This is a genomic window from Streptococcus agalactiae ATCC 13813, from assembly GCF_000186445.1.
Taxonomy (GTDB): domain Bacteria; phylum Bacillota; class Bacilli; order Lactobacillales; family Streptococcaceae; genus Streptococcus; species Streptococcus agalactiae.
Window position 1 is genome coordinate 734,822 of record NZ_GL636070.1, and the last position, 7,779, is coordinate 742,600.

Below are 7,779 nucleotides of genomic sequence, written 5' to 3' on the forward strand. Positions count from 1 at the left end.
TGACACGAAGTCATCTTTTTTTATTAAACGTTTAAAACTTTATTAAGGAAGTCTTGGAGACGTGGGTGTTGAGGTGTATCAAAGATTTGCTCAGGTGTCCCATCTTCGAGGAAACGACCACCATCTGTAAAGATAACACGATTGGCAACTTGACGAGCAAATCCCATTTCGTGTGTCACAATTAACATAGTCATGCCTTGTTCAGCTAAATCTTTCATAACATTGAGAACGTCTCCAACCATTTCTGGATCAAGTGCAGAAGTTGGTTCGTCAAAAAGTAAGATATCTGGATTCATCGCTAAGCTTCTTGCGATAGCTACACGTTGTTTTTGTCCTCCAGATAAACTATCTGGTTTGGCATTAGCTTTATCGGCTAAACCAACTTTTTCAAGTAATTCCATCCCATGCTTTTCAGCTGCTTCTTTAGATTCTTTACCAAGTTCAATAGGAGCAAAAGTGATGTTTTCAAGAACTGACATATGTGGGAAAAGATTGAAGTGTTGAAATACCATTCCGATATTTTCACGTGCTTTGTCTATGTCTGTTTTTGGATTTGATAACTCAAAGCCGTCCACAACAACTTTTCCACTTGTGATTGATTCAAGTAAGTTCAATGTGCGAAGGAAAGTTGATTTTCCTGAACCAGAAGGTCCAATAATACAAACAACATCACCTTCATAAAATTTAGCATCAATACCTTTTAAAACTTCATTTTGCCCATACGACTTGTGTAAATCTTGGACATCAATTTTTAATTCTGCCATTATTTAAGCCTCTTTTCTAAACGTTTTGCTAGACGGGTGAGAAGGGTAATGATTACAAGATACATAATTGCAAGGATAGCATACATACGGAATGATTGATAGTTACGTGCAATTATGATTTTACCAGTTTGGAAGAGTTCCACAAGTCCGATTGCTGATACAATTGTTGTATCCTTTAATGAGATGACAAATTGGTTGATAAAGTTTGGTAACATAAGGCGTACTGCTTGAGGCAAGATAACCTTTTGCATAGTTTTGCCGTAAGAAATACCTAAACTACGACTTGCTTCCATTTGACCAGAAGGAACAGCTTCAATACCACCACGTACAATTTCAGCAATGTACGCACCACCATTTAAAGAAAGAGCGATAGTAGCAGCAACGAAGTCATTAATTGGACTTTGGTGACCTGTGATGCTTTCGATTAAATTAGGAATACCCCAGAAAATAAAAGCGGCCACAATCATGAGTGGAATACCACGGACAACATCAACAAAAATCATTGAAATTGTGCGGAGAGTATTACTTGGTGATACGCTCATCATACCAAAGATAATACCAATAACCATAGCAATCGCAAATGAGATAAGAGTTAAACTTAAAGTAGTTCCAATACCAGATAGCAATTGTTTGTAGTTATTAGAAATTAACCCTAAAATAGTTGATTCATCTACAGGTTTAGCAGCTTTATCGTTTGAAGAAGTGCTGGCTGTGGAAAGGTATTTTTTAACAAGTTTATCGTACTCACCCGATTTTTTGAGTGAAGCAAGACCGTTGTTAAACATTTTAATTAATTCTGGATTTGCCCCTTTTTTCACTGCAAATCCGATATCGCCTGATTTTTCACCTTTGATAGGTGTTTCAAATTTACGACCTTGATTAATAGCGTAAGCAAGAACTGCTTCGTCATCCATTAGAGCATCAATTGAACCTGAGTTCATACTATCATACATTGTAGATGCTTCATCAAATGCTTTAACATGATAGTTGTACTTATCTGCGTGGTCTGATAACCAAGTATATGAGGCAGTACCATTTTTAGCACCAACTGTTTTTCCTTTTAAATCTTGGTATGATTTGACATTGCTTCCTTTTTTCACCGCTAAGATAACGCTAGATGTGTAATAAGGGTCAGAAAAATCAAAGATTTTTTGGCGTGCTTCTGTGATTGTGGCTCCTGCAATAACACCGTCAGCTTGTCCAGATTGGACAGCATTTAAAGCGGCATCAAAACCTGGATTTGAGATATCAAGTTTAAAACCTTGCTGTTTAGCAATTTTCTTGATTAATTCCATATCAAAACCAGTATATTTCCCTTTACCGTTTTGATATTCGAATGGTGCGAATGAAGAATCAGAAACAATTTTATAACTTGGCTTTACAGGAGTTGCTTTTTCATTGGCATTACCTGTTGTTTTGCCGCTTGTTTTTGTAGCGTCTTTCCCAAGCCATTTATCCATGATGTCATTATAAGTGCCATCTGATTTCATTTGTGCAAAAGCTGTGTTAAATTCTTTAATTAGGTTATCGTGTCCACTACCTTTTTTGACAGCAAATGCAAAGCTACCAACTGCCTCGCCTTCCATGTTAATGGCGTAAGCTTTTCCTTGATTTATCGCAAATTGCACAACTGGTTGATCGTCCATAGCGGCGTAAATAGAACCAGAATCAAGGCTGTTATTCATTAGGTCGCTTGTATCAAATGTTTTAACTTTATAGCCGTATTTAGATTTATTTTCCTCTAAGAAGCTTTGAGCAGCTGTTCCATTTTTTACACCGACTACTTTTCCTTTTAGTTGTTTGTAGTTTGTGACTTTATTATTATTTTTAGTATAAAGAATAACGGAAGTATCGTAATAAGTATCTGAGAAATTAAAGACTTTTTTACGTGCTTCAGTAACAGTAGTTCCGGCCATTAGCGCGTCTGCCTGTCCAGATTGAACAGCGTTAACTGCGGCATCAAAACCTGGATACGTCATGTTAACATTCCAGCCAGCACGCTTAGCGACTTCGTTAACGATGTCAACATCGATTCCTTTATAAGTTTGATCAGAATCTTTAAATTCGAATGGAGCGTATGCTGTATCAGAAACAATATTCACAGTCTCTGCACTGACCTTTCCACCAAACACAAAGAATATTGAGAGTAAAGCAAGCGTAAAAGCTTTTAACTTGTGCTTCATGTAAATCTCCTTTTTATAAATATGTGTTTTATTATATCAAAATAAATAAGATAGAGCAACAAAATGTCATTTCTATGTTAGAAAACGTAACATGTATGTTATGTTAATTTTATATATATCTTTAGTTAGTATTATGATATAATCGTTCTAGTGTTATCACACAAAAAGTATTTAGGATTATTATGAATAAAAGGATTTTAAATAGTCAGTTCGCTGTCTATAAAAACTGGCCGTCATGGCTATTATTGTTATTTGCTTGTTTTATGGTATACCTATTTTTTTTCGTTGGTCTAACTCTAGGTGGTGTGGGAATTGTTCTAGTGTCTTCTGTACTCTATAAGTTTTCTTCCTATACTTTTTTTGAGTTTATTAATTTATTTAATAATATCTATGGAGAATTAGGAACCTTTAGTTTTTCAGCATTCCTTTTGCTTATCTGGGTAAAATTCGTAGAAAAAAGACCTTTTTCAGAATTGGGGTTTTCTACAAAGTTTAAAAGAACTCTGTGGTCACTTATAAAAGGCTGGAGTATAGGTTTTATTCTATTTTCAATTTCTGTCATCACTGCTTATATATTGGGAGGACTTGACTTTCATAGCTATGATGTTTCTAAGGCAACGATTTTCTATGTTGTAACTCTCCTTCCTTTTTGGCTTATTCAAAGCGGTACGGAAGAATTGCTAACACGAGGGTGGCTTCTTCCTCTAATTAATCATCGTTTTCATTTAGCTGTTGCCATAGGGGTCTCATCCACTTTATTTGGCGTTTTGCACTTGGTAAATGCCCATGTCACTTTTCTTTCTATTGTAAGTATTATATGTTCGGGAGTTTTAATGTCCTTGTATATGATTAAAAGTGGTAATATTTGGAGCGTTGCAGCCTTACATGGAGCTTGGAATTTTAGCCAAGGTAATCTCTATGGTATTGCAGTAAGTGGTCAGAAAGCAGGAGCATCTCTTTTGCATTTTACCGTTAAAGAAAACGCACCGGACTGGATATCAGGTGGTGCATTCGGAATAGAAGGAAGTTTGATTTCTATTTTTGTTCTCTTAGCTGCAATTATATACCTTCTATGGCTAATTAAGACTGAAGAAACAGATTGAGTGTTGCAGCTCAGTCTTTTTCTTTTTTCTATGTTAAAATAAAGTAATCGAGGTAAAGAAATGATAGATAGAAAAGATACTAACCGATTTAAATTAGTTTCCAAATATAGTCCTTCGGGAGATCAACCTCAAGCTATTGAAACGTTGGTTGACAATATTGAAGGAGGGGAAAAAGCTCAGATTTTAAAAGGTGCTACTGGTACTGGTAAAACCTACACAATGAGCCAAGTTATCACCCAAGTTAACAAGCCAACCTTGGTGATTGCACATAATAAAACCCTAGCAGGCCAACTTTATGGAGAGTTTAAAGAATTTTTTCCTGACAATGCCGTAGAGTACTTTGTTTCATATTATGATTATTATCAACCAGAAGCTTATGTGCCTTCTTCGGATACTTATATTGAAAAAGATAGTTCAGTCAATGACGAAATTGACAAATTACGTCACTCAGCGACTTCTTCGTTATTAGAAAGAAATGACGTTATTGTTGTAGCATCTGTTTCTTGTATTTACGGTTTAGGTTCTCCTAAAGAGTATGCAGACAGTGTTGTTAGCCTTAGGCCAGGTCAAGAAATTTCACGTGATCAGTTATTGAACAATCTCGTTGATATTCAATTTGAGCGTAACGATATTGATTTTCAACGTGGAAAATTTCGCGTTCGTGGCGATGTTGTAGAAGTTTTTCCTGCGAGTCGTGATGAGCATGCCTTTCGAATTGAATTTTTTGGTGATGAAATTGATCGTATAAGAGAAATAGAATCGTTAACAGGGCGTGTGCTAGGAGAAGTGGAACATTTAGCTATTTTCCCAGCAACACACTTTATGACAAATGATGAACATATGGAAGAAGCTATTTCAAAAATACAAGCTGAAATGGAAAATCAAGTAGAACTTTTTGAAAAAGAAGGGAAATTGATTGAAGCGCAACGTATTCGACAAAGGACAGAATATGATATTGAAATGCTTCGTGAAATGGGATATACAAATGGTGTTGAGAACTACTCACGTCACATGGATGGTAGAAGTGAAGGTGAGCCACCTTTTACTTTGTTAGATTTCTTCCCAGAAGATTTTTTGATTATGATTGATGAGAGTCACATGACAATGGGGCAAATCAAAGGGATGTATAATGGAGACCGTTCGCGTAAAGAAATGTTGGTTAATTACGGTTTTCGTTTACCATCTGCCTTAGATAACCGTCCACTTCGTCGTGAAGAATTCGAAAGCCATGTCCATCAAATTGTCTATGTATCTGCAACGCCAGGAGACTATGAAATGGGGCAAACAGATACGGTTGTTGAGCAAATTATCCGGCCAACAGGACTTCTTGATCCAGAAGTTGAAGTTAGACCAAGTATGGGGCAGATGGATGACTTGCTTGGCGAAATCAATTTGAGGACTGAAAAAGGTGAGCGTACCTTTATTACAACATTGACAAAGCGTATGGCAGAAGACTTAACAGATTATCTCAAAGAAATGGGAGTTAAAGTTAAGTATATGCACAGCGATATTAAAACCCTAGAACGTACAGAGATTATTCGTGATCTACGACTTGGTGTGTTTGATGTTTTAATTGGTATTAATCTCTTACGTGAAGGAATAGATGTTCCTGAGGTTTCCCTTGTTGCAATCTTAGATGCTGATAAGGAAGGTTTCCTTCGTAATGAGCGTGGTCTTATCCAAACAATCGGACGTGCAGCACGTAACAGTAATGGTCATGTTATTATGTATGCTGATAAAATAACAGATTCTATGCAAAGAGCTATGGATGAAACCGCTCGCCGTCGCCGTTTACAAATGGACTATAATGAAAAGCATGGAATTGTGCCACAAACAATTAAAAAAGAAATCCGTGATTTAATTGCTATTACTAAAAGTAATGACAGCGATAAACCTGAAAAAATTGTCGATTACAGTAGTTTATCTAAGAAAGAAAGGCAAGCTGAAATTAAAGCTCTTCAAAAGCAAATGCAAGAAGCAGCTGAATTATTGGACTTTGAGCTAGCTGCACAAATCCGAGATGTTATTTTAAAACTAAAAGCAATCGATTAATACGATGAACAGAATTAATAAAACGACTAGAGTAGTTAATGAAGTGCTCTAGTCGTTTTATTAATAATTGAAATCAAAAGAATACAGTAGGTGGATGTTATATTTTATCAAAGATTTTTCGATATTTTTCTTCTTTAATATTAGAAATAATAGTTTGGATATTACTGATTTGAGAGGGTGTATCGTTGTAATCAATATGAGCGACTAAACTATTTGTAGCTAATTCCTTTGTGACATATGGAACTAGTTTTTGATCGGTAATGATTAAATCAGGTTTTAGAGTTGATACTTGACTAACATTATCTCTTAATAAGTAATAGGAATGAAAGTTTATTTTCTCTAAGGAAAGAGATTGTAATAGATAGTCTTTGAAGATTTGATTATTAATGAAATCAGTTGTTAACAACACAACTCTTATAGGAGGCATATTATTTTTTATCACCCTTTCCAGATGAGCACAGAATAAGAAAAAGTGCTGTTTTTTTAAAGTTGATTCCCCAATTTCAGTTAGCCAATGTGTGACTATTGGTTCGATAATGGGTATTAGTTTAGAATTTCCAGGATAGAATGTTGAAGGAAAACTAATTGTTTCAGGAATTAATTGATTCAGACCAACTATGAAGTTTCGAGAAAAGTAAATAGTGACTTTCACTAGCTCATCGTAGTAGGTGTCAGAGTATGGAAGAGCTGCTTTCAAAGGTAGTAGTAGCATTTGGAATTTAGGAAGACTTTTAAAAATAGCTAACACTTCATCGACATGTGTTTCAGTCCATTTTTGAGCAGCAAAAGAGTTAGCGCTTGTAAGATAGATAAGAAAAATATAATCCATATCTTCTGAATTAAAAATAACATTCAAGTAAGGTTGAATGATACTTTTTACACATGTATTCAGCTCCTCATAAATAAAGATTTTTTTAAGAGAAGAGAAAAGTTTGGAGTTTGGAATTTTAACTTTATGATGGTGACGTTTCCAGGTTAAAATGAAAAGCGTATCAAAAAAAATAAAGATATCAGAAAGGTGCGTAGTAGGTCTTATATTAGTACCACTCTCAAATAAAAATTGTCGAATAATCTTAATATCTAGAGCAGACAGATCGTAAATTTTAATACCAAATTTAGTAGTGAGGTATGCGATGAGATATCTAATGCGATATTCGTCACCTACTATGGTATTTTTAGATAAGGATAATCCTAAATATTTAATTAAAGGAAATAAATTTTCTCGCAGACGATAGACAGAAGAACGAGATAAGAAGAGATCATTTCCAAAAGCTACTAGAGATTTTTTATCAGACGAGTCATCAATTAAAAATTTAAGAAGTTGTAAAGTGTCTGACTCATTATAAACTATTTTTAAGGCCTCTTCTTGAGTAAGTTTATTTAGCTTACATAAAATCCGTTCTTTTTGGATATGGATAGAAAGTTTATGACCAAATAAAACATTTAATTCATGACAATAGTTTTTAAGCTCAACTGGTGATAAGTGGAGTCGGTTACAGGCGGTATCTAAGGATAGTGAGGGGGTATCATAACATAAAGTAAGTAATTTAACTTTATTAAGGATATTTTTTTCTAAAAAATTTTCTATCATATTACGCAACTCCTTTCACTCATTAATACTATAATAAGGAATAATATAAAATGTTTCAAATATTTTAACCTTATAAAATAATAATT

5 protein-coding genes are annotated in these 7,779 nt (G+C 34.7%); 2 read left to right on the top strand and 3 right to left on the bottom strand.

Annotation, left to right across the window (positions count from 1 at the left end; genetic code table 11):
* Window positions 1-23: 23 nt before the first annotated feature.
* Both HMPREF9171_RS109480 and HMPREF9171_RS109475 read right to left on the bottom strand, forming a co-directional pair.
* A complete protein-coding gene (locus HMPREF9171_RS109480) occupies window positions 24-764 on the bottom strand; it encodes an amino acid ABC transporter ATP-binding protein (RefSeq protein ID WP_000818887.1) in 741 nt (246 codons plus the stop codon).
* Entirely contained in the window at window positions 764-2,947 is a 2,184-nt protein-coding gene (locus tag HMPREF9171_RS109475; protein WP_000681011.1) for an ABC transporter substrate-binding protein/permease, read from the bottom strand. The genes HMPREF9171_RS109480 and HMPREF9171_RS109475 overlap by 1 nt, the downstream gene beginning before the upstream one ends.
* Before the next feature lie 182 nt (window positions 2,948-3,129).
* Between HMPREF9171_RS109475 and HMPREF9171_RS109470 the strand changes: the two genes are divergently transcribed.
* Complete coding sequence (locus HMPREF9171_RS109470) at window positions 3,130-4,050, top strand: CPBP family intramembrane glutamic endopeptidase (RefSeq protein WP_001042318.1); 921 nt, start codon at window positions 3,130-3,132, stop codon at window positions 4,048-4,050.
* Window positions 4,051-4,110: 60 nt separating this feature from the next.
* Window positions 4,111-6,102 (top strand): excinuclease ABC subunit UvrB, encoded by a 1,992-nt coding sequence (uvrB, locus tag HMPREF9171_RS109465; protein ID WP_000567083.1) that lies wholly within the window; start codon window positions 4,111-4,113, stop codon window positions 6,100-6,102.
* Window positions 6,103-6,199: 97 nt separating this feature from the next.
* Here uvrB and HMPREF9171_RS109460 read toward each other — a convergent pair whose 3' ends face one another.
* On the bottom strand, window positions 6,200-7,693 hold the full coding sequence (locus tag HMPREF9171_RS109460; RefSeq protein ID WP_000571932.1) for a helix-turn-helix domain-containing protein: 1,494 nt from the start codon (window positions 7,691-7,693) through the stop codon (window positions 6,200-6,202).
* Window positions 7,694-7,779 lie beyond the last annotated feature (86 nt).

Excerpts from the sequence above, each read along its gene's own strand:
- HMPREF9171_RS109480 (WP_000818887.1), bottom strand. The coding sequence starts at position 764 with ATGGCAGAATTAAAAATTGATGTCCAAGATTTACACAAGTCGTATGGG.
- HMPREF9171_RS109460 (WP_000571932.1), bottom strand. The coding sequence starts at position 7,693 with ATGATAGAAAATTTTTTAGAAAAAAATATCCTTAATAAAGTTAAATTA.
- HMPREF9171_RS109475 (WP_000681011.1), bottom strand. The coding sequence starts at position 2,947 with ATGAAGCACAAGTTAAAAGCTTTTACGCTTGCTTTACTCTCAATATTC.
- HMPREF9171_RS109470 (WP_001042318.1), top strand. The coding sequence starts at position 3,130 with ATGAATAAAAGGATTTTAAATAGTCAGTTCGCTGTCTATAAAAACTGG.
- uvrB (WP_000567083.1), top strand. The coding sequence starts at position 4,111 with ATGATAGATAGAAAAGATACTAACCGATTTAAATTAGTTTCCAAATAT.